The following is a 21,290-nucleotide window of genomic DNA, read 5'->3' on the forward strand; positions in this document are numbered from 1 at the left end:
ACCCCTAAGTTCGACTGCTTATTTGGCCATGGCTGCTCGGGCTGCTTCGATCTTCGCTTTGACAGAATCGAGGTTGAAACTCGCGCCTTTTTGCATCGGCGGGAACTCAATCGCGGTTTCGGCCAGTTTGGCGACCTGTTGTTGAACAAACACGAAGCGCCAGAACTGGTATTTGAACCAGTCAAAGTACTGTTGCGACCCTTCAGCCGCCTGGTTTTGCGGCCAGCCGGTACGTTCGAAAGGGTCAAGACGCAGGTTGGTCAGGATTGGCACGTCCACCGCCAGTTTGGCGCCCATCCACCCCCCGGGCTGGTCGATAAAGCGGAACTTGTAGTCATCGATCCGCACGGCGCCCAGTGCACTCTCGCCGAAGTAGAAAACCTCATGGCGATTGGACGGACCTTTGCCCGTAATCATCGGCGTCTGGTCGTAGCCGTCGAGGTGGACCTTGTAGGTCCTGTCGCCCAGCTGCTTGCCCTTGAGCAGTTCTGCGGCAATGTTCGGGTTGCCTGCCGCCGCGATCAGGGTCGGAAACCAGTCCATCCCGGACATGATGCCGTTGGCTATCTGGTTTGCCGGCACTTTACCCGGCCAACGAATGATCGCCGGTACCCGGAAGCCACCTTCCATGACCGTGCCTTTACCCATGGCAAACGGCGTTTGGCCGCCATCCGGCCAGGTAAAGTTTTCCGCGCCGTTGTCGGTGGTGAATATCACGATGGTGTTGTCATCCATGCCGTCTTTTTTCAGCTTGGCCATGACGTCACCGACGATGTCATCGAGCTGCGCCATGCCGGCTTCCTGTTCGGACCAGCCATTTTCTGCGTTGCGCATGGCTTCGTACTTGTCGGACAGGTGCGTGACGATGTGCATGCGAGTTGGATTGAGCCAGAGGAAAAACGGTTTGTTGTCCTGTTTGGCCTTGTCGACGAAGGCAAAGGCCTTGTCGCGAATCTCCTCATCGACGGTTTTCATCCGGTCCGGGTAGAGGGTGCCGGCGTCTTCGATTTTCTGTTTGCCGACCTTGCCCCAGCGCGGCATCACGGTCGTATCGTCAGTCGTCGTGGCCCAGCTGTGAACCATGTTTCGCGGGCCGACGGTGGGTAGAAGTTCTTGCGGATAATTGGGGTGCGCCGGATCTTCCATGGCGTCGAGGTGGTAGAGATAACCGAAGAACTCGTCGAAACCATGCACGGTCGGCAGGAATTCGTTCAAGTCGCCCAAGTGGTTCTTGCCGAACTGACCGGTGGCGTAACCCATGGACTTGAGTGTGGTGGCGATGGTGACCGCTTCGGCGGGAATACCAATGGGAGAACCGGCCTGCCCGACAGTGGTCATCCCGGTACGGATCGGCAGTTCACCGGTAATAAAGTTGGCGCGCCCGGCGGTGCAACTGGCCTCGGCGTAGTAGTCGGTGAAACGCATGCCTTCAGCCGCGAGCTGGTCGAGATTGGGGGTTCGCCCGGCCATCATGCCCTGGTTGTAGACACCGATGTTGGACCAGCCGATATCGTCGCCCATGATCACCACAATGTTGGGGACGGTTTTGTCGGCTGCTTGAGTGATGCCGGGGAGAACCATTGCAGACAGAAATAAGGGGACGGCGAACACCGAGGATAGCTTTGTCCGGTTCATATCGAGCTCCTGCGCACTAGCGTTGGTACTCTGAGGCGAGCCCCCGACCGCCCAGGAAATTTTGGATCCCCCGCGAAGAGCGTAGGTAAGAATTGTGAAATTTCCAGTAATTGGTTTTTCGGCCGAAGGCCTTGTTTCATGGGCTTTACAGCTTGTCGTGGATTCGGATGATTACTGACCTTTCAACCAGACGAAGTCCTCAATCCGTGCCTGGGCCTGCCATCTGGGATGTGTTGTTCGAAGTGCGGGAGGGCATGGAGCGGCGAGCGTGGCTCGCCGCTCCAACGACTATTGCTTGCCAACAGCGGCCGCCAGCAGCGGCGCTATCTGTTCATCGGTCAGTGCCGCCTGGACCTCCATGGTCATGAGGTCGCTCCATTCCAGCACCCACTTCTGAATGGCTGCCGGATCACTGGCCTCTGCCACGCCAAAACCGGATGCACCACCGACGGCGTGCCAGCGCCCCAGCATCTTGACGCCAGCGGGTGGAGCACCCCCGGTCTTGAGGAAACGCTCGATCGCGCTGTTACGATTTGCCGAACTGATAGACCAACTGACTATGAATAACATTTGCCACCTCCTGCTACGGATTGGCACCTGCTGCTCTTCGCGCACCTGGCGGGTGCCGGGACCACGGTCACGCTTGAGTGTCCAGCTTCATCCCTGACTGGCTTGAAACCATTGCTCCCATGAGAAGGCATAGCAGCGGGCCAGACTTTGCGTATGACCGCTGATCCTGTTTCGTTGCATGGCAACGAGTTTTGCAGGTGCTTCGAGGACGATGTTCATGGTGCTGATTTCACGCATCGCGCAGCAGGTCGTTGGCGTTGAGCAGCGCGTAGGCAATCTCCGGGTGCTTCTCCAGTGCGCGACGAATCGCGGCCGGGATCGACTGACGGGTTTTGCGGCATAGCCCCGGTTGTTCGCCGAGATTGATGCCGATACCGCGCATGGTGCGTACTTCGTTGAAACTGGGGACGATGTCTACGCGGATGCCCAACTGTTCGTACATTCGCTGTTGCAGGCGTTCCAGATCACTCAGGCTCTGGAGGTTTTCCAGGCGTTCGACCAGGCGCTTTTCCTCCAAGCGGGTCAAAAACAGGATGCGCACGTCCGCCCCTGGTGTTTCCAGCAGCGGGTCACGCCCGCAGTCGCAGGCGCCGGGCGGGCAGGGTTGGCGGATCGGAGGCGTGGTGGTCATGGGGTTCAATCATAGAGTGCTCCAATCCGGTTTGCCCATAGGGTTTTTGCCCTTCTGGCGAACGGGTCACGCCGGGTCTAGGCTTAAGAGTCGTGCACAGGCTCAGGAGCGGGATCAATGAAAGCCAACGCGAGTGTTTTCTGCCTGCTGTTCATCCTTGCGCTGGCCCCGGGCGCTCGTGCCGACGATCCGCCAACACCGGACGTCACCCCGACGATCAACCCGCAAGTGGTCGATAAACTCATCGATATGGGCACCTACCTGCGCAGTCTGCCGACGTTTCAGGTCGACGCCGAAGTGTCCCGGGATACCGTTCTGGAGTCCGGCCAGAAGATCAAGACCGAGGCCTCTACAGTCTTGAAAGTGGTGGGTCGCGATCGGATGTATGCCAAGACGGAAGGCGATGTTCGAACGCGAGAGTTCTTCTACAACGGCAAGAAACTGACCCAGTATTCACCGTTTCTCAAGTACTACACCACCGTGGATGCACCGCCTGAAGTCTCCGATACGCTGCACTTGATAGAAAACCATTACGGGATTCAGGTGCCCATGGAGGACCTGTTTCTGTTTGGCAGCGATCAGGCGCAGATCGATGCGCTGAAAGCGGCGCTGTATGTCGGCCCGTCGACGATCAAGGGGCAACTGTGTGATCACCTGGCCTTTCGGCAGGAGGGCGTTGACTGGCAGTTGTGGATCACCCGAGCCGACAAGCCACTGCCGTGCAAACTGGTGATAACCACCACCGATGAACCGGGGTTTCCGGAATACAGCGCGGTGTATCGCTGGAACCTGAAGCCGGGCATCAAGGACTCGATCTTCACCTTCGCACCGCGTAAGGGCGATGTGGCGATTCCTTTGAAGAAAGCCAGTGATCAGGGAGGGGAATGACATGAACAGGACGATGTCGTGGAGCCTGTTGTTATCGCTCGTAACCACCTCGGTACTGACGCTGAGCCTGGTCACTTATGTGGATGCCCGACCCCAGCGCGCCCAAGGGCAAGCCAGGGCATCGGTCAATCGTGCGCCGCCGCCCAGTGCCCAAAGGGCTCAGCGCATTAACACCGGCAATACCGCGCAACGCGCTACCAACGTCAACGCGGGCAATCGGGTCAATGCCGGCAACAGAGTCAATTCTGGAGATCGGGCGAATGCCGGTAACGCAGTCAACTCTGGAAATCGGGCCAATACCGGAAACACGGTCGGCAACCGAACCAACATCAACATCAACAACAGCAACCGTAACGTCAACATCGACAACAGCCGCGACGTGGACATCGACGTAGACGGGAATGGCCGCTATGGCTACGACAATCACTACCATCCGATCGCCACGGCGGCGGCCGTCACCGCAACGGTCGCGGTAACAGCGGCGGTGGTCGGGTCGATCTTCACGCCAGCGCAATTGCCCCCCAGTTGCGTGCAAGTCATCCAGTACAACACGGCTTACATGCAGTGCGGTTCAACCTGGTATCAACCGCAGTATCAGGGCAGCGATGTGACGTATGTCGTGGTTAATGCGCCTTGAGTCGGGGGATCACGTTCCGACTGCTTGATTTCAGAGGAGACGCAGCATGGAGCGATTCACGGGTGGTTGCCTGTGTGGCAACGTCCGAATTGAGGCGTCGGGACTCCCGTATCGGGTCGGCCTTTGTCACTGTCTCGACTGCCGCAAGCATCATGGGGCGCTTTTTCATGCTTCCGCGATATTCCCTCAGAGTGCGGTGACGATCGAGGGCGAAACACGCGACTACGCCGGGCGGTTTTTTTGTCCCCGCTGCGGCTCGTCCGTTTTTGCGCGCACCGACGACGAAATCGAAGTGAACCTGGGGTCCCTGGATGCCCCTGACCAACTGATGCCAACCTACGAAAGCTGGATCGTGCGTCGCGAGTCCTGGTTGCCGCCGTTTCCGCTCACGAGACGATACGAGCGCGATCGTGACGCCACAGGTCGCTTTGAGGAGTAGGTGCCGATGCTTGAATCGGGTCTGGAGCGCTGCATGAAAGTGGGCGTGATTTCCGATACCCATGGCTTGCTCCGCGCCGAAGCCCTTGCTGCACTGCAGGGTTGTGAACGGATTATTCACGCGGGCGACATCGGCAACCCCGACATTCTTGATCAACTGGCATCAATAGCCCCGCTGCACGTGGTCCGCGGGAACAATGACCTGGACGCCCCTTGGGCGGAAAATCTCGCCGACTGCCTATGTTTCGACCTGAACGGATGGCAGACCTTGCTGGTACATGACAGTGCCGATGTCCCAGCCGTGCTTGATGCAGGCATCAAGCTGGTGATCACCGGCCATTCGCACAAGCCCCGCATAGAATGGCGCGGCGAACAGCTCTACCTCAATCCCGGCAGCGCGGGACGCCGGCGCTTCAAGCTGCCGGTGACGCTGGCTCTGCTTGAGGTGCTTGAGACCTCAATTGAGCCGCGTCTGATATCGCTGCTGGAATGACCTTTCCCTGGACTGTAGTTTTTTCTGAGTTTTCCAGCCGCTATATACTCGACGGCCCCTTTACCACCTCATGCAAGAGATCCCCATGGCAAACCACGACCTCACCTTCCTCCCCGACCCCGATCCGCAATCCATCTCCTCGGATGTCGCCGGTTTTGGCGGCCTACTGGTCTCCACCCAGATCCCCACCCGCGCCGACGGCAGCCTGGAGTTGGGCGACATCGCCCTGCAAAGCGAATGCACCCTGCAGGCGCTCAAGGTAGCGCTCGAGCAGGCCGGCAGTTCCATGGACCGGGTTCTGCATCTGACCATCTACCTCACCGACATGGCCGACCGCGCCGCCTTCAACGAGGTCTACCAGCGCTTCTTCGCCAAGCCCTGGCCGGTTCGCGCCGCCGTTGGCGTGGCCTCCCTGGCGGTCGAAGGCATGCGCGTGGAAGTCACTGCGATGGCGGCCAAGGGCTGAGTTCGCGGGCTTATCCGGCGGTCCCGCTCAACGAGCGGGCGCCACCGGGCGGGTTGGCAAAGACTGCTTCAAGGATGGCTTTTATTGGCCGTCTACGAGGCGAGGCAGCCCCAAGGGATTAACCTCGCGCAATGACTCTGGCAGTAGCGCATCAGGAAAGCCCTGGTAAGTCACCGGGCGCAAAAAACGTTCAATCGACGTCATGCCCACCGAGGTGAAGCGGCTGTCCGATGTCGCCGGAAACGGTCCACCGTGGATGGTGGCGAAAGACACCTCCTGAGGATGCGCGAAGGCGTTGACAACAATTCGCCCGGTGCGCCGCTCCAGAACCGGCAGCAAGCGATGAGCCAGTGGCATATCGCGCTCGTCAATATGCATGGCGGTGCTGAGTTGGCCCTTGAGCGAGCGAGCGACGGCGAGCAGTTCATCCTCATCCTTGACGTTCACCAGCAGTGCTGAAGGACCGAATACTTCTTGCGCAAGTACCGTCTCGGTCAGGAAGCGTTGACCGTCGATCTCATGCAACACCGATCGGCCATCAAAATCCGCACTGCAAGCCAAGCCTTCGGCGACGCGATTTGCACCGACGCTCTCCATCGCGGCGAGGCCGCTCAAGTAGGACGCATGAATACCCGGCGTCAGCATAGTGCGCGCCGATGCTTCGGTGACGCGCTTGACCATGGCGGCGCGCAGCGCTTCAAAACCAACTCCATTGATCGCGATAAGGAGGGCGGGTCTGAGGCAGGCTTGCCCCACATTGACCAGCATGCGCTCGATAAAACCATCACCGATTTGCCCTCCACGCGCGGCCAACACATGGGGCAGGATGAGCGTGGGGTTGACGCTGGTCATCTCGGTGAACACGGGAATGGGATCAGGGCGTTGCTGCGCACGCCGGTACAGCGCCATGCCGCCACCCTCCGAGCCGGTGAACGTCACGGCCTTGATCAACGGATGATCGACCAAGGCTTCGCCGATCGTGTTGCCACTGCCACGCACCATCGAGAAAACACCCTCAGGCAGTTCGTTCTCTTGCACCGCCTTGCGGATGGCACGCGCCTGAATTTCAGATGCGCCTGGATGGGCGTTATGCGCCTTCACGATGACGGTCGCGCCTGCTGCCAACGCTGAAGCGGTATCGCCACCTGCGACCGAATATGAAATGGGAAAGTTGCTCGCGCCGAAAATAGCCACCGGGCCGATCGCCATTTTCTGAAGTCGATGATCCATGCGTGGGCGGGGTTGACGATGAGGCTGTGCCGGATCGATAGCCAACTGGAGGAAGCGTCCTTTGCGTACGACATCCGCGAATTGGCGAAACTGGGTGGCGGCTTTTGCCGCTTCGCCCTCAAGCTGAGCCTCGGGCAGGCCCGTTTCGAGCGCGGCCCGAGCAGCAAGCTCATGGCGGACAGCGTCGAGATTGTCAGCAATGCTTTCCAGAAACGCCGCGCGCCGGGTGAGCGAGGTATGGCTGTAACGGTCAAATGCTTCGTCGGCGAGCGTCGCAGCCTGGTCGACGTCCGCCACGCCACCGAATGCGAAATCCGGTTCGATCAACTGGTTGGTTGCGGGGTTGAGTGCCTTCATCGTTCCTTCAGTGGCCGGGACTTCGTTTGCGCCAATGATGAGGTTTCCAGTCAATTTCATGGTGTGTTACCTCTGCTGCGTCAGGGACGCGATCAACTCGTCCGTCGCCACAATGGCGTGGGCGAACGTGGGACCGTTGAGTTCATGCGCGGCGTGCATCATTTCCGGTTTGAAGGCAGCGGTCGCATCACGCACCAGTGTGACGTGGTAGCCGAGCTCCACGGCGTAGCGCGCTGTTGCCTCGATGCAGGTATTCGCCAGCAGGCCCACGATGATCACGTGCGTGATGCCCTTCTGCTTGAGGCGAAAATCAAGGTCGGTATTGGCAAAGCCGCTCGAGCCCCAATGTTCCTGAACGACGATGTCACCCTCCTTTGGCGCGAAATCGGGGTGCCATTCGCCGCCCCATTCCCCGCGTGCGAAGTGATGCATGTGCATGAGCTTGCATTGGGTGGGGCTTGGATGATCCCAGCCTTCGTAGTCGCCTTGCTCCCAACGGCGGTGCGGTACGATGACCACCGGGATATCGAGTGCACGGACGGTACGGTCGAGGGCGCGCAGATTGTCGAGCAGGCCGACTTGCTCGGCAATCGGCTCTATCAAGGGGTAGACCTTTCCACCTTCCGACAGGAAATCATTGTAAGGATCGACCAGCAGATACGCGGTTCTGTTGAGGGGATAAATGGCTTTGGACATGGCGACTTTCTCCAGTGATTTTGGATGACCAGTGCCGTGGGCTTGCCTTGGCACGCTGTAGATATGATAATCATAGCAACTGTGAAAGAGGCAAGTCCTTATGTCGGTAAACACTCAAACGCTGTGCCCGATTTCACGGGCTGAGGCAATAGTCGGCGATCGCTGGACCGTACTGGTCCTGCGTGAGTTGTTCATGGGGAGCCATCGATTCGACGAGATTCAGGCGCAGACCGGGGGAACCCCGCAAATGATCGCGGCGCGCCTGAAAAACATGGAGGCTGATGGACTCGTCGCACGCCGTCCTTACAACGAGCGGCCGCCACGCTACGAATATCACCTCACTCCGAAAGGGCAGGCCTTCTATTCTGTGGTGCTTGCACTGCGCGCGTGGGGAGAAACCTGGTGCAAGTCGCCGGAGGAGGAGTTGGCAGTCGTTTATACCCACAAAACCTGTGGCCAGCCCGCAGGGCTAGGGCCGCTTTGCGAACATTGCGGCGAACTCTTGCGCCGTGAAGAGCTGATCAGCGAGCCGAGCGCCGCCTACATCGAAGAACGAAACGCACGGCGTGAGGCATTCAAAGGGGGGCGAATCCAGCAGTAAGGAGGGAATCCACTGTGTTCGTTGCTCCCTGAACTTGTTGGTCCGCATGGTAGGACGAGCGCACCAGCGGACCGGAGGCAACATTCTTGAAGCCCATCCGCGTACCTTGTTCGGCGAACCAGGCGAACACGTCCGGGTGCACGAAACGCTGGACCGGCAAGTGGCTGCGAGACGGTTGCAGGTATTGGCCGAGGGTGAGCATGTCGACATCGTGCTCACGCATGCGCTGCATGACCTCGATGACTTCCTCGTCGGTCTCGCCAAGTCCCAGCATCAGGCCAGACTTGGTCGGTACAGCTGGGACCAATTGCTTGAATTTCTGCAGCAGGTCCAGTGACCAATCGAAATCCGAACCCGGCCGCGCGGCTTTGTACAGGCGCGGGACGGTCTCCAGATTGTGGTTGAACACATCGGGTGGTTCAGTGGCGGTGATCGCCAGGGCGACGTCCATCCGGCCACGGTAATCCGGCACCAAAGTTTCCAGCTGCACGCCCGGCGACAGCTTGCGGATTTCGCGCAGGCAATCGACAAAATGCTGGGCGCCGCCGTCGCGCAAGTCGTCGCGGTCCACCGAGGTGATCACCACGTACTTGAGGCGCAGGTCGGCGATGGCTATGGCGAGGTTCATCGGCTCGTCGGCATCCAGCGGTTTGGGACGGCCGTGGCCGACATCGCAGAACGGGCAACGGCGGGTACAGATGTCACCCATGATCATGAAGGTCGCCGTGCCACCGGAAAAACACTCGCCGAGGTTCGGGCAGGAGGCTTCTTCACAGACGCTGTGCAGCTTGTGTTTGCGCAGCAGCTGTTTGATCCGGTCGACCTCGGGGGAGATCGGAATGCGTACGCGAATCCAGTCGGGTTTGCGTGGGAACTCATCGGTCGGGATGATCTTCACCGGAATTCGCGCGACTTTTTCTGCACCGCGCAGTTTGACTCCGACTTGCATTTTTACCGGGCTTTTGCCGGTCGATTCCACAACTTCGCTCATGTGTAGTGTTCTTCTGTTCGAGTGGGGGAGGCGAGTTCGGCAGCGGAACCTGTGGGAGCGAGCTTGCTCGCGATAGCGGAGTGTCAGTCGACATCAATGTTGAATGATCAATCGCCATCGCGAGCAAGCTCGCTCCCACAGGGACAGTGCTGTGTAATCAGTCGCGGTAGACAGGGAAATCGCTGCACATCGCAGCAGCCTGTCTGGCGACGTGGGCCTCGACATCGGCATCGCCGAGGTGATCGAGAATGTCGCAGATCCAGCCCGCCAGCTCGATGCTCTGGGCTTCCTTGAAACCACGGCTGGTGATCGCCGGCGTGCCGATGCGCAGGCCAGAGGTCACGAACGGCGATTGCGGGTCGTTCGGTACGGCGTTCTTGTTCACGGTGATGCCGGCACGACCGAGGGCGGCGTCGGCGTCTTTGCCGGTCAGGCCCTGACGAATCAGGCTGACCAGGAACAGGTGGTTGTCGGTACCGCCCGACACGACGTCGTAGCCTCGATCAATAAAGACTTTTGCCATCGCCTGGGCGTTGCGGATTACTTGCGCCTGATAGGACTTGAAGGCCGGCTCCAGCGCTTCTTTGAAGCACACGGCCTTGGCCGCGATGACATGCATCAACGGGCCTCCCTGGCCGCCGGGGAACACCGCAGCGTTGAGTTTTTTCTCCAGTTCCGGATTGGCCTTGGCTAGGATCAGGCCGCCACGCGGGCCGCGCAGGGTTTTGTGGGTTGTGGTGGTGACGACATCGGCAAAGGGAATCGGGTTCGGGTACAGACCGGTCGCCACCAGCCCGGCAACGTGGGCCATGTCGACAAACAAATAAGCGCCGACCTTGTCGGCAATCGCCCGGAAGCGTGGGAAGTCCAGGGTCTTCGAGTAAGCGGAGAAGCCGGCGATGATCATTTTCGGCTGGTGCTCGACGGTCAGGCGTTCGACTTCGTCGTAATCGATCAGCCCGGTAGCGGTGTTAATGCCGTACTGAACGGCGTTATACAACTTGCCGGAAAAACTGACTTTGGCGCCGTGGGTCAGGTGACCGCCGTGGGCCAGGCTCATGCCCAATACGGTGTCGCCGGCTTGCAGCAACGCCAGATAGACCGCTGCGTTCGCCTGGCTGCCGGAGTGCGGCTGGACGTTGGCGTAGTCGGCGCCGAACAGCTGTTTGGCGCGGTCGATGGCCAATTGTTCGACCACGTCGACGTGTTCGCAACCGCCGTAATAGCGCTTGCCCGGATAGCCTTCGGCGTACTTGTTGGTCAGGCCGCTGCCTTGCGCTTCCATCACCCGTTGGCTGGTGTAGTTTTCCGAAGCGATCAGCTCGATGTGGTGCTCTTGACGTGCGTCTTCGGCGTTCATCGCTGCCAGCAGTTCGTCGTCGTAGCCTTTGATCTGGTCGTGCTTGCTGAACATGGTGGAGTCCTCTGTTGTTCTCAGGATTGGCTGATGTACCCCTGTGGGAGCGAGCTTGCTCGCGATAGCGGTCTTTCAGTCGACATTTATGGTGGATGTCAGTCCGCTATCGCGAGCAAGCTCGCTCCCACAGGGGTTATGCGTTGTTCTCAGGCGTAGTCGGCAATCGACGGGCAGGCGCAGATCAGGTTGCGGTCGCCAAACACGTTGTCGACGCGACCGACGGGCGGCCAGTATTTGGCGTCGATCAAGGTTTCAAGTGGGTAAACCGCTTGCTCACGGCTGTACGGATGCGTCCACTCGCCGACGATTTCCGCCGCGGTGTGCGGGGCGTTTTTCAGCGGGTTGTCTTCCTTGTCCAGCGTGCCGTTTTCCACTGCACGGATTTCTTCGCGGATGCGGATCATGGCGTCGCAGAAGCGGTCCAGTTCTTCCTTGGATTCGCTTTCGGTCGGCTCGATCATCAGCGTGCCGGCGACCGGGAACGACATGGTCGGGGCGTGGAAGCCGAAGTCGATCAGGCGCTTGGCGACGTCATCGACGCTGATGCCGCTGCTGTCTTTCAGCGGACGCAAATCGAGGATGCATTCGTGTGCCACCAGGCCGTTGCTGCCGGTGTACAGCACCGGGTAATGCTCTTCGAGGCGCCGGGAAATGTAGTTGGCATTCAGGATCGCCAGCTGCGAAGCGCGCTTCAGACCCGCGCCGCCCATCATCCGAATGTACATCCAGGTGATCGGCAAAATGCTCGCGCTGCCGAACGGTGCCGCGCAGACCGCGCCTTCCTTGCGTTCCATCTGGGCGTGGCCCGGCAGGAACGGGGTCAAGTGCGACTTGACGCCAATCGGGCCAACGCCCGGGCCGCCACCGCCGTGGGGAATGCAGAAGGTTTTGTGCAGGTTCAGGTGCGACACGTCGCCGCCGAACTTGCCTGGGGCGCAGAGGCCGACCATCGCGTTCATGTTGGCGCCGTCGATATACACCTGGCCGCCGTGGTCATGAATGATGCCGCAGATTTCGCGGATGCCTTCTTCGAACACGCCGTGGGTCGACGGGTAGGTGATCATCAGCGCGGCGAGGTGTTCGCGGTGCTCGATGGCCTTGGCGCGCAGGTCTTCGATGTCGACGTTGCCGCGTGCATCACACGCAGTGACCACCACACGCATGCCGGCCATGTTGGCGGTGGCCGGGTTGGTGCCGTGGGCGGAGGACGGGATCAGGCAGATGTCGCGACGGTCTTCGCCACGGCTCTGGTGGTAGGCACGGATGGCCAGCAGGCCGGCGTATTCACCCTGGGAACCGGCGTTCGGTTGCAGCGAGATCGCGTCGTAACCGGTGGCGGCGCAGAGCATCGCTTCCAGTTCATCGGTCAGCTGCTGATAGCCGGCGCTTTGCGCGGCCGGAGCGAACGGGTGCAGGGCACCGAATTCGGCCCAGGTCACCGGGATCATTTCGCTGGCAGCGTTGAGTTTCATGGTGCAGGAGCCCAGCGGGATCATGGTGCGGTCCAGCGCCAGGTCCTTGTCGGCGAGCTTGCGCAGGTAGCGCATCAGCTCGGTTTCCGAGTGGTAACGGTTGAACACCGGGTGGCTGAGGATTGGCGACTGGCGAACCAGCGCGGCCGGGATGGTGCTAACCACGGAGGCGGCGAGGGCGGCGAAGTCCGGCAGAGTCTTGCCGTCGGCCAGCAGGGCCCACAGGGTTTCCACGTCGGCTTGCGAGGTGGTTTCGTCGAGGGACAGGCCCAGACGTTCAGCATCGACCACACGCAGATTGATTTGTTTTGTACGTGCTTTTTCGTGCAATGCGGCAGTGTGCGCGCCGGTCTTGATCGTCAGCGTATCGAAGAAGCTTTCTTGCTCGACAGTCAGACCGATTGCGCTCAAGCCATTGGCCAGAATGGCGGTCAGGTGATGCACGCGGTTGGCGATCTGCGTCAGGCCTTTCGGACCGTGATACACGGCGTACATGCTGGCGATGTTGGCCAGCAGCACTTGCGCGGTGCAGATGTTGCTGGTGGCTTTCTCGCGGCGGATATGTTGCTCGCGGGTCTGCATCGCCAGGCGCAGCGCCGGCTTGCCGAAACGGTCGACGGAGACACCGACCAGACGGCCCGGCATGTCGCGCTTGAACGCATCTTTGGTGGAGAAATAGGCCGCGTGCGGGCCACCGAAGCCCAGCGGTACGCCAAAGCGTTGCGCGCTGCCGATGGCCACGTCGGCGCCGAATTCGCCTGGCGGGGTCAGCACGGTCAGGGCCAGCAGGTCGGCGGCGACGGCCACCAAGGCGTTGGCGGCGTGGAAGCGTTCGGTCAGTTCGCGGTAGTCGAACACATCACCGTTGCTCGCCGGGTATTGCAGCAGGGCGCCAAAGAACGGCGTCACGTCAGTCAGTTCAAGTTCGTCGCCAACCACCACGTCGATGCCCAGCGGCTCGGCACGGGTGCGCAGTACATCGAGGGTTTGCGGGTGGCAATGTACCGAGGCGAAGAACGCGTGGCTGCCCTTGTTCTTGCTCAGGCGTTTGCAGAAGGTCATGGCTTCGGCGGCGGCGGTGGCTTCATCGAGCAGCGAGGCGTTGGCGATCGGCAGGCCGGTGAGGTCGCTGATCAGGGTCTGGAAATTCAGCAGCGCTTCGAGGCGGCCCTGGGAAATTTCCGGTTGGTACGGGGTGTACGCGGTGTACCAGGCCGGGTTTTCCAGCAGGTTGCGCAGGATCGGCGACGGCGTGTGCGTGCCGTAGTAGCCCTGGCCGATGTAGGTCTTGAACAGCTGGTTTTTGCCGGCGATGGATTTGATCAAGGCCAGGGCATCGGCTTCGCTCAGGCCGTCTTCGAGGCCGAGGACGCTGGTGCCCTTGATGCTGTCGGGGATGACGCTGGCGCTCAGGGCTTCCAGCGAGTCGAAGCCGAGGCTATTGAGCATGGCTTGCTCATCAAAGGCACGCGGGCCGATGTGGCGGGCGATGAATTCGTTGCGGGTGTCGAGCAGGGTGGTCATACGCAAAATCCTCAAGCGTCGTCGTGGGTCAGGCGCTCGTAAGCGGCCTGGTCGAGCAGACTGTCCATCGCGGTGGAGTCGCTCGGGCGCATACGAAAGAACCAGCCTTCACCCAGCGCGTCTTCGTTGATCAATTCGGGGGAGTTTTCGAGTGTTGAATTCACCTCGACCACTTCACCGTCCAATGGCATGTACACGCTGCTGGCGGCTTTCACCGACTCCAGCACCGCCACCTCATCACCTGCACCGAAGGTGCGCAATTCAGGCACCTGAACGAAGACCACGTCACCCAGCGCTTGCTGGGCATAAGCGGTGATCCCCACAGTGATCAGGCCATCGCTCTCAAGACGCAGCCATTCGTGATCGACGGTAAAACGCAATTCGCTCATATCAACTCCTCATTGTTCAGACTCATCCACTGCTGGTGGCGGATGGCGATGGGCAGGCTCGTGCCGGGCAACGAGCGTGGCTTGAGGGTTGATAGCAAGGGCGGTGCCAATGTTATTTATTTGTTTTAAATCAATTGGTTGTCGATTTTTTATGCGAATGGATAGAGCACGACCGTATTGAAATCAATACAAGCACTCAGGGAGGAGGGAGCGAAACCCGGGCCAGACACGTCGCGAAGGTTTTGTCTTGAATTCAATACGCTGTATTGATTTGCATACATAGCAGGTCAACACACCACCCCTGTGGGAGCGAGCCTGATCTGGCCTAATGAATTTGGACACATCAATAGGGCGCTATGATGGCGCCCAAATCTGAGGTGTGCATGATGATGCGAAAATCCTATTCCAGTGAGTTCAAACTCAAAGCTGCAAGCATGGTGCTCGATGAGGATCAGCCGATTCCCGAGATCTGTGCCAGCTTGGATATCGGCCCAACAGCTTTGCGCCGCTGGGTCGATCAGGTGCGAAAAGAGCGCGCCGGATCGACGCTTGTGGGTACCAAGGCGATCACCGCCGACCAGAAGCAAATCCAGGAACTCAAAGCCCTGCTGAGGCAGAAAGACCGGGATATCGAAATCCTAAAAAAGGCCAGTGCTCTCCTGCTTTTGGACTCCAAAGATCATTCCCTCTGATCAGTGAGCTGGGCGAGCAGTACGGCATTACAGACTGCTGCCGCGTGTTTGAAGTCAACCGCAGCAGCTATTACGCCTGGCGTCAGCGCCAAGGTAAAACCAACCCGAAGCGCGAAGCGCTCAAGGTTGTTTTGATTAAATACCACAAGGCATCAAGAGGCTCGGCAGGTGCACGAACCCTCTCCGAAGACCTGCGGGGTGACGGCCATCAGGTGGGCCGCTACATGGCCCGCGGTTTGATGAAGGAAGCTGGGATCGCTAGCCGTCAGCGCAGACCTCACAAGTACAAGTCATCGGGCGTTGAGTCGCTGGTGGCTGAGCATGAGCTGGAGCGTGAGTTTTACGTAGCTGATATCAATAAGGTTTGGTGCGCGGATATCACCTATATCCAGCTGGGCAAGCGCTGGCTCTACTTCTCAGTCGTTCTGGATCTATTTGCGCGACGAGTGGTGGGCTGGTCGTTTTCACTGGTCGCCGACGCGACGCTGGCACGCGAATCACTGCGAATGGCCGTCGAATTGAGAGGGCAACCCAAAGGCGTACTGTTCCATTCTGACCAGGGATGTCAGTACACCAGCCATAAATTCAGGGACGAACTGATGGCGCACGAGCTTAGGCAAAGCATGAGTCGAAAAGGCCAATGCTGGGATAACGCCCCGATGGAGCGTTTTTTTGGAAGTTTGAAGTCCGAATGGGTGCCTGAAGACGGCTACAACTCGGAACACGAAGCCCGAGTTGATATAAACCGCTATGTGACGCGCTACAACAATGTCAGGCGCCACAGTTACAACGGTTACCACTCACCTGTAGCAGCGGAAAAGCTGGCGGCGTGAGAACCGAAAAAAATGTCCAAAATTACTGGACCAGTTCAGCCTGCTCGCGAAAGCGTCCTGCCAGTTAGTATCGATGGCAACTGACAGACCGCTTTCGCGAGCAAGGCTCGCTCCCACAGGGGGATGTTGGTGCAAATGCATTGTGGCAGTGGCTTCAGGGTTTGTTGGGAATGCCGTATTTACGCAGCCGGATAGCGATCGCACTGTGCGACGTTTGCAAGCGTGCGGCGAGTAAACGGCTGGAGGGATAACTGCTGTAGAGCTGTTCCAGCAGGTTCTTTTCAAACCCTTCGACGGCATCCTCCAGGCTGCCAACCTCACCGTCGTTTCGTCGCTCCACGGCGGTTCTGGCGATGTCGAGGTCGTCGATGTCCACCAGCGGGTTTTCGCAAATAGCGGCGGCGCGGAAGATCACGTTTTGCAGTTGCCGCACATTGCCCGGCCAACGGTTACCGAGCAGCGCCGGATAGGTGCCGGGCGCCAGTCGACAGACCGGGCGCTGGATCTGCGCGCACGCCTGCTGCATGAAGTGGCTGGCCATCAACAGGATGTCGTGACCGCGTTCGCGCAACGGCGGTACTTGCAGGTTGAGCACATTGAGGCGGTAGAACAGATCCTCGCGAAAGCTGCCTTCGCTGACCATTTTTTCCAGGTCACGGTGGGTCGCGCTGAGGACCCGCACGTTGACCCTGACCTCACGATCACCACCGACCCGGCGGAAGCAACCATCGCTTAAAAAGCGCAGCAACTTGGCTTGCAAGTAGGGCGACATTTCGCCGACTTCGTCTAGGAACACCGTGCCTTGGTCGGCCAGTTCCAGCAGGCCGAGTTTGCCGCCACGCTGGGCGCCGGTGAACGCGCCCGCGGCGTAGCCGAACAGCTCGCTTTCGGCGAGGCTCTCCGGCAGTGCCGCGCAGTTCAGGGCCAGGAAGGGCGAGTCATGCCGGGCGCTGATCGCGTGGCAGGCGCGGGCGACCAACTCTTTGCCGGTGCCGGTTTCGCCCTGAATCAGCAGCGGTGCGTCGAGTGTTGCCACTCGCTGGGCACGGGCCTTGAGCGTACGAATCGCCGGGGACTCGCCGAGCAGCGCGTCGAAACCTTCGGCATGGTCATGATGCAGCGCCGAGAGGCGTTCACCGATGCGGTTCGGTTGATACAGGGTCAGCAGGGCGCCGGCATCGGTGATCGGCATGGCGTCCAGCAGCAGGGTCTGGCCACCGAGGCTGACCTCGTGCATGGGCAGGCGGTAGCCGTGTTCGATCAATGTGCGTTGCAAGGCGGGATCATCGAAGAGCGCCGTCAATGGCTCACCGGCCGGTTCTCGACCGCACAGAGAAATCAGCGCCGGGTTGGCCAGCAGCACATGACCGCGCTCATCCACCGCCAACACCGGGTCGGTGCTGGCCGCCAGCAAGGCATCGAGTTGCAAGCGTCGGCGCTGCCCCGGGAGGATGTCGACCATCGTCACCGCTTGCACGCCCTGGACGCCAAGAAAGGCGTCGCGCAACTCTTCCAGCACATCGGCGCCGAGGGTCGGGGCATCGATGTAAACGTTGGGCGGCACCATCTCGACGGCATCCAGATTGAAACGGCGCCCACCGAGCAGGGCCAGCACTTCCTGGGTAATGCCGACGCGGTCGATGAAGGTAACGTGGATGCGCATAGGGTGGCCTGCAAGGGTTGCGAACAGAATGAGTATGACCGGCACGCGCCGTGTCTGTCAGGTGCTGCCGGTGGTGCGCGAACAGGCGGCCAGATCTTCAAGGAATGCCTGAAGGATCGGCGGCGGGGCAGTGCCGCGTCGGGTGATTACATCGAAAGGCGACATCAGTTGCAGGCTCGTCGGCGCCAGTTGGTGCATCTCGCCGGTCTTGACCCACTGAGCGGCGAAGTGCATCGGCAGAAAGCCCAGATAGGCGCCGGAGATCAGCAGAATCGCCAGCGCTTCGATGTTGTCCACCGTGGCCGCAGCCTTGCTGACGCCCAGGTGTTCCAGGTCGTATTGCTGCATGTAGCCCCTGACGACAATCCGGCTGGCGGCAATCTCTTCGAGCAGTTCATCGCCCTCGGCCTTGCTGCCATACAGCGGATGCCGCCGTCCGCAATACAACCCCAGTGCTTCCTGATACAGCGGTGAGTGCAGCAGGCCCGGAACGTAGATCGGAAAGTGCCCGATGGCCAGGTGCAGTCGGCCGTCGAGCACGCGTTCTTCCAGTTCTGCGGGGGTGCCGACGTACACGTTCAGGTGCACATCATGCCCTCTGGATACGAAGCGCTGGGTGGTGCGCGGCAGTGGAGAATCGGGATCGGTAATGGTGGTGTCGATAATCCCCAGGTTGAGCTTTCCGCTGATGTGTTGTTTGAGTACGTCGGCGTCCATGCAGAAGTTTTCCACCGCCGAGAGCAGACGCTGAGTGGCTTCATGAATCGCCACGCCTTGCTCGGTCAGGCGAAAGCCGCTGCGCCCGCGTTGACAGAGCTTGACCCCCAGCCGGGTTTCCAGATGAGTCATTTGTTCGCTGATGGTTGACTGGCCGGCATTCAACGCCGCCTGCGCGGCAGAGAAACCGCCGCACCTGACAATCGTGGCAAACACCCTGAGCAGTTTCAGATCGACATCGTGCAGCTGGATCACCTTGAACCTCCCGCGTGTGGATGCATCGGTAATGCCGATATGAGTATCTGATGTTTAGCATTTTTTCCACGAAAACCTGCGCCCATAGTCATTCCAACGGCGGTCGCCTTCCAAGTCCGCCAGCTGATAACAAGAATTGGAGATGCCTGAAATGTCGAACAACGGTTATGAATCCGGTCGCCTGAACCTGCCATTCGTGGGTCACTGCACCTTTGGCAAATCCCCGGTGTGCACCGATTGGGATGCATTGGATGCGGACGTGGCGGTCCTCGGCGTGCCCAACGACATGGGTACCCAGTGGCGTTCCGGCGCACGCTTCGGACCACGCGGCATTCGTGAGGCATCGACCCTGTTTTCCTTCGGCCATGCCGGCGCCTATGACCACGAAGATGACGTCATGTACCTGACCGCCGCCGACGTGCGCATGGTCGACGTCGGTGATGCCGACATCGTGCACACCGATATGGTCACCAGTAACGAGAACACCGAGTACGCCGTACGCAAGATTCTGGATGCCGGTGTCATGCCGGTTGTACTCGGTGGCGATCATTCGGTTCACGCCCCGGTGATCAAGGCGTTCGAGGGTCGTGGCCCGATCCACATCATCCACTTCGATGCCCACCTGGACTTCGTCGACGAGCGCCACGGTGTTCGCTACGGCCATGGCAACCCGCTGCGCCGCGCGTCCGAAATGAACCACATCGTCGGCATGACCCAGATGGGCATCCGCAACGTGTCGTCGTCCAATCGCGATGACTATGAAGCCGCCCACGCGGCCGGCTCGAAGATCCTTTCTGTCCGTGATGTGCGCCGCCTCGGCGTCGAAGGTGTGCTGGCGTTGATCCCGCAGAACATCAACTACTACATCACCATCGACATCGACGGTTTTGACCCGTCCATCGCCCCTGGCACCGGCACCCCAAGTCACGGCGGCTTCCTCTATTACGAAGTGCTGGAAATCATCCAGGCCCTGGCTAAACGCAGCAAGGGCAACATCGTTGGCATGGATCTGGTCGAGGTTGCACCGGTCTATGACCCTTCCGGCATGACCTCGATTCTGGCGGCGCAACTGCTGCTCAACAGCATCGGTTTCATCTTCCATGAGCGGGCTCAAGCACGGCACGCGATGAGCGAAACCACCACGGCCACGGCGTGATCTGACCGCCGCACAGAGGGAATGAAAATGGACACGATCGTTAAGCAGTATCTCCAGAAATTTGGTGTATCCGAAGCCACCCAGACCTTCCTCAGCAAGGTGCAAAAAATGTTCATCGGTGGCGCCTTTGTCGAGGCCAGCGACGGGCAGACATCCGATGTTATCGAACCGTCGACCGAGGGCCTGATCACGCGGATTCCGATGGGCACCACGCAGGATCTGGACCGCGCCGTGCAAGCCGCCCGCGCGCAGTTTGACGGTGGCGCCTGGAGTCAGGCCAAACCGGCAGAACGCGAGCGGCTGATGCAACGCCTGGCGGACCTGATTGAAAGCAACGCCTTTGAGCTGGCGGAAATCGAATCGATCGACATGGGCAAGTCAGTTGCCTTCGCGCGGGATGTCGATATCCAGGGCACCGTCGATACGCTGCGTTATTTCGCCGGTTGGGCGACCAAGCTGCATGGCCGAACCGTTGAACCGTCGCTGCCGGGCAATTACCTGGCCTATACCCGTAAGGAAGCGGTGGGTGTGGTCGGCGCCATCGTGCCCTGGAACTTCCCGCTGCAAACCATGGCCTGGAAGCTCGGCGCGGCGCTGGCAACCGGTTGCACCGTGGTGGTCAAACCTGCCGAACTGACCTCGTTGTCGGCCTTGCGCTTTGCCGAACTGGTGCAGGAAGCCGGCATCCCGGACGGGGTGATCAATATCGTGACCGGACGCGGCAGCGTGGTCGGTGCGGCCATGGCCACGCACCCCGGTATCGACAAGCTCACCTTCACCGGCTCGACCCCGGTCGGCCGTACCGTAGGCCGCGCCGCGCTGGACGAAATGAAGCGACTAACCCTCGAACTCGGAGGAAAATCACCGGTAATCGTATTGGCGGATGCCGACGTGCCGGCCGCCGCCCAGGCCATCGCCAACGGCGTGTTTTTCAACTCGGGTCAGGTGTGCGATGCCGGTACGCGGGCCTACATTCATCGCAGCGTCTACGACGAATTCCTGCGCGAACTGATCGCCTACACCCGCACGCTGAAAATCGCACCGGGCCTGGATCCAGACTGCTTCATCAGCCCGTTGGTCTCGGCGTTGCAGAAGGAGCGAGTGACCGATTACATCGAAACCGGCAAGCAAGAGGGCGCCGAACTGGTCTACGGCGGCCAGCCTGTCGAAGGCCCCGGTTTCTTCGTCGAACCGACCATTTTTGCCCATTGCCGCAACGACATGCGCATCGTCCAGGAAGAGATCTTTGGTCCGGTGCTGGTCACCGCACCGTTCGACGATGAAGAAGAGGCCTTGGCCCTGGCCAATGACTCGCCTTACGGCCTGGCGGCTGCACTGTATTCCAATGACCTTGGAAAGGTGCACAGCCTGATCCCGCGGTTGAAAGCGGGTTCGGTCTACGTCAACGCCCACGGCACCCTCGATCCGTCGATGCCGTTCGGTGGCTACAAGCAGTCCGGGTTCGGCAAGGACCTGGGCGCGGAGCAGCTCGATTACCTGCTCGAAACCAAGGCGGTCTGGATCACGCTCCCCTGAGTC

21 protein-coding genes are annotated in these 21,290 nt (G+C 60.0%); 10 read left to right on the top strand and 11 right to left on the bottom strand.

The genetic code is table 11. The features are described from left to right. Positions 1-18 precede the first annotated feature (18 nt). From ACA056_RS11460 to ACA056_RS11470, 3 genes are all read right to left on the bottom strand, one after another. On the bottom strand, positions 19-1,635 hold the full coding sequence (locus ACA056_RS11460) for an arylsulfatase (RefSeq protein ID WP_497272801.1): 1,617 nt from the start codon (positions 1,633-1,635) through the stop codon (positions 19-21). A 288-nt stretch (positions 1,636-1,923) separates the two neighbouring features. Continuing rightward, on the bottom strand, positions 1,924-2,205 hold the full coding sequence (locus tag ACA056_RS11465; protein WP_056741823.1) for a DUF3303 domain-containing protein: 282 nt from the start codon (positions 2,203-2,205) through the stop codon (positions 1,924-1,926). A 229-nt stretch (positions 2,206-2,434) separates the two neighbouring features. Continuing rightward, on the bottom strand, positions 2,435-2,836 hold the full coding sequence (locus ACA056_RS11470) for a hypothetical protein (RefSeq protein WP_497272803.1): 402 nt from the start codon (positions 2,834-2,836) through the stop codon (positions 2,435-2,437). Positions 2,837-2,953: 117 nt separating this feature from the next. On the opposite strand from ACA056_RS11470, the gene ACA056_RS11475 reads away from it, so the two are divergent. The 5 genes from ACA056_RS11475 (at position 2,954) to ACA056_RS11495 (ending at position 5,758) form a co-directional block, all read left to right on the top strand. Continuing rightward, the gene (locus ACA056_RS11475; protein WP_497272805.1) at positions 2,954-3,724 is read left to right on the top strand and encodes a DUF2092 domain-containing protein; all 771 of its coding nucleotides are present in this window, start codon (positions 2,954-2,956) and stop codon (positions 3,722-3,724) included. A 1-nt stretch (position 3,725) separates the two neighbouring features. After that, positions 3,726-4,361, top strand: coding sequence for a hypothetical protein (locus ACA056_RS11480; protein WP_497272807.1), 636 nt, complete (start codon positions 3,726-3,728; stop codon positions 4,359-4,361). 46 nt (positions 4,362-4,407) lie between these two features. Then, entirely contained in the window at positions 4,408-4,800 is a 393-nt protein-coding gene (locus tag ACA056_RS11485; RefSeq protein ID WP_347803860.1) for a GFA family protein, read from the top strand. Positions 4,801-4,833: 33 nt separating this feature from the next. Beyond that, complete coding sequence (locus tag ACA056_RS11490; protein WP_497273523.1) at positions 4,834-5,292, top strand: metallophosphoesterase family protein; 459 nt, start codon at positions 4,834-4,836, stop codon at positions 5,290-5,292. Between the two features lie 85 nt (positions 5,293-5,377). Continuing rightward, entirely contained in the window at positions 5,378-5,758 is a 381-nt protein-coding gene (locus ACA056_RS11495; RefSeq protein WP_497272809.1) for a RidA family protein, read from the top strand. 81 nt (positions 5,759-5,839) lie between these two features. On the opposite strand, the gene ACA056_RS11500 is transcribed toward ACA056_RS11495, so the two are convergent. Both ACA056_RS11500 and ACA056_RS11505 read right to left on the bottom strand, forming a co-directional pair. After that, the gene (locus ACA056_RS11500) at positions 5,840-7,405 is read right to left on the bottom strand and encodes an aldehyde dehydrogenase (NADP(+)) (protein WP_497272811.1); all 1,566 of its coding nucleotides are present in this window, start codon (positions 7,403-7,405) and stop codon (positions 5,840-5,842) included. 6 nt (positions 7,406-7,411) lie between these two features. Continuing rightward, positions 7,412-8,041, bottom strand: a complete 630-nt coding sequence (locus ACA056_RS11505; protein ID WP_497272813.1) for a cysteine hydrolase family protein — start codon at positions 8,039-8,041, stop codon at positions 7,412-7,414. 100 nt (positions 8,042-8,141) lie between these two features. Between ACA056_RS11505 and ACA056_RS11510 the strand changes: the two genes are divergently transcribed. Then, positions 8,142-8,642 (top strand): winged helix-turn-helix transcriptional regulator, encoded by a 501-nt coding sequence (locus ACA056_RS11510; protein WP_497272815.1) that lies wholly within the window; start codon positions 8,142-8,144, stop codon positions 8,640-8,642. Here the strand turns inward: ACA056_RS11510 and lipA are convergent. The 4 genes from lipA to gcvH all read right to left on the bottom strand — a co-directional run bounded on the left by lipA (position 8,617) and on the right by gcvH (position 14,435). Next, positions 8,617-9,633, bottom strand: coding sequence for a lipoyl synthase (lipA, locus tag ACA056_RS11515; protein ID WP_497272817.1), 1,017 nt, complete (start codon positions 9,631-9,633; stop codon positions 8,617-8,619). The genes ACA056_RS11510 and lipA overlap by 26 nt on opposite strands. A gap of 157 nt (positions 9,634-9,790) precedes the next feature. Next, positions 9,791-11,047 (bottom strand): serine hydroxymethyltransferase, encoded by a 1,257-nt coding sequence (gene glyA, locus ACA056_RS11520; protein ID WP_497272819.1) that lies wholly within the window; start codon positions 11,045-11,047, stop codon positions 9,791-9,793. Positions 11,048-11,196: 149 nt separating this feature from the next. Continuing rightward, entirely contained in the window at positions 11,197-14,046 is a 2,850-nt protein-coding gene (gcvP, locus tag ACA056_RS11525; RefSeq protein ID WP_497272821.1) for an aminomethyl-transferring glycine dehydrogenase, read from the bottom strand. 11 nt (positions 14,047-14,057) lie between these two features. Continuing rightward, on the bottom strand, positions 14,058-14,435 hold the full coding sequence (gene gcvH / locus ACA056_RS11530) for a glycine cleavage system protein GcvH (RefSeq protein WP_497272823.1): 378 nt from the start codon (positions 14,433-14,435) through the stop codon (positions 14,058-14,060). Positions 14,436-14,818: 383 nt separating this feature from the next. Here gcvH and ACA056_RS11535 point away from each other — a divergent pair, with 383 nt between their 5' ends. Next, entirely contained in the window at positions 14,819-15,127 is a 309-nt protein-coding gene (locus ACA056_RS11535; protein ID WP_497266314.1) for a transposase, read from the top strand. Positions 15,128-15,153: 26 nt separating this feature from the next. After that, positions 15,154-15,960, top strand: a complete 807-nt coding sequence (locus ACA056_RS11540; protein WP_403108674.1) for an IS3 family transposase — start codon at positions 15,154-15,156, stop codon at positions 15,958-15,960. A gap of 154 nt (positions 15,961-16,114) precedes the next feature. Here the strand turns inward: ACA056_RS11540 and gcsR are convergent, their stop codons facing one another. Both gcsR and ACA056_RS11550 read right to left on the bottom strand, forming a co-directional pair. Continuing rightward, entirely contained in the window at positions 16,115-17,623 is a 1,509-nt protein-coding gene (gene gcsR, locus ACA056_RS11545) for a transcriptional regulator GcsR (RefSeq protein WP_497272825.1), read from the bottom strand. Positions 17,624-17,680: 57 nt separating this feature from the next. Then, positions 17,681-18,595 carry a LysR family transcriptional regulator gene (locus tag ACA056_RS11550; RefSeq protein ID WP_497272827.1) on the bottom strand — a complete coding sequence of 305 codons (915 nt, stop codon included), beginning with the start codon at positions 18,593-18,595 and terminating at the stop codon, positions 17,681-17,683. Positions 18,596-18,746: 151 nt separating this feature from the next. Here ACA056_RS11550 and speB point away from each other — a divergent pair, with 151 nt between their 5' ends. Further along, complete coding sequence (gene speB, locus ACA056_RS11555; protein ID WP_497273524.1) at positions 18,747-19,751, top strand: agmatinase; 1,005 nt, start codon at positions 18,747-18,749, stop codon at positions 19,749-19,751. 27 nt (positions 19,752-19,778) lie between these two features. Continuing rightward, positions 19,779-21,287, top strand: a complete 1,509-nt coding sequence (locus ACA056_RS11560; protein ID WP_497272829.1) for an aldehyde dehydrogenase family protein — start codon at positions 19,779-19,781, stop codon at positions 21,285-21,287. Positions 21,288-21,290 lie beyond the last annotated feature (3 nt).

It is taken from the genome of Pseudomonas sp. LBUM1666 (assembly GCF_059695775.1).